Source organism: Ruminococcus sp. OM06-36AC, from assembly GCF_003438725.1.
Classification (GTDB): domain Bacteria; phylum Bacillota; class Clostridia; order Oscillospirales; family Ruminococcaceae; genus Ruminococcus_C; species Ruminococcus_C callidus.
On sequence record NZ_QSTT01000068.1, the window covers coordinates 1 to 1,200 of the forward strand.

1 protein-coding gene is annotated in these 1,200 nt (G+C 42.7%); it reads left to right on the forward strand.

The annotated features are described in order from the left end of the window. Nucleotides 1–1,026: recombinase family protein (locus tag DXB92_RS13175; RefSeq protein WP_117734225.1), on the forward strand; the 1,026-nt coding region annotated here is incomplete at its 5' end. Nucleotides 1,027–1,200 lie beyond the last annotated feature (174 nt).

Consider the following 1,200-nt stretch of genomic DNA (forward strand, 5'->3'; position numbering starts at 1 on the left):
GTCAATGCCAGCTGTTTTCTTGGCTATGATAAGGACGAAAACGGAGATCTTGTGATCAATCCGGAACAAGCGGAAACGGTAAAACGAATCTATCGGGAATATCTGGAGGGAGCAAGTTGTCAGCAGATTGCAAGGGGACTGGAACGGGACGGTATCCGAACAGCAAGAGGGAATACCCGATGGCATGACAGTTCGATTCGGTTAATTCTGGAAAATGAAAAGTATATGGGAGATGCCCTTCTGCAAAAAACATATACTGTGGATTTTCTCAAGAAAAAACGCATTAAAAATAACGGTGAAATGCCGCAGTATTATGTAGAAGACGATCACGAAGCCATTATCCCAAAAGAGTTATTCCTGAAGGTACAGGAAGAAATCGCAAGACGAGGGTCGCAAGTTGACTGTATTGGGAGGCGGCGAGGTTTCAGTTCTAAGCACTGCTTTACGAATCTGATGTACTGTGCCGAGTGTGGAGAGCCGTTCCGCAGAGTGCATTGGAATAATCGTGGCTGCAAGTCTATCGTGTGGCGCTGCACTTCAAGGTTAGATAAAAAGGGCGAGTGTCATGCACGAACAATTTATGAGGATATATTGAAACAAGCCTTTGTCACAGCCTTAAATCAGCTTATTGGCGGCAGCAGGGAGTATCTTGGCATTCTACAGGAAAACATCGCAGAAGTTCTTCACATGGGCAATCCAGATTTAGCAGAAAATATTCAGGCTCAGCTTGATGACCTTCAGCATAAGTTGATTGACAGGGCAAGTCGACGAGAGGACTATGATGACATATCACAAGAAATATTCCGGCTTCGGGAACAGAAGGAGAAGGCAATGATGGACGATGTATCCCGAAGTGACTACTTTGAACGCATCGAGGAGTTGCGGGATTTCATTATATCGCAACCCAGCGGTATTACTGAGTTTGATGAAACACTGGTCAAGCATCTGCTTAAAAAGGTTACAGTTTACGAGGACAAGCTGGTGTTTGAGTTTAAGTCTGGTGTTATGGTTGATGTTGTAAACTGAATAGGATAAATGTTATAAGCCCCCGCCGAATTATTGTCTGGCGGAGGGCTTATTTTGTATGCAGAAGAGGTTGCAAATAAAAGTGAAAAGTGGTATAATGATAACATAGATGAAACGAACATTCTAGTACTTTGTAACATTTAAATATTGCATAAAATATTAATGTGTGGTATA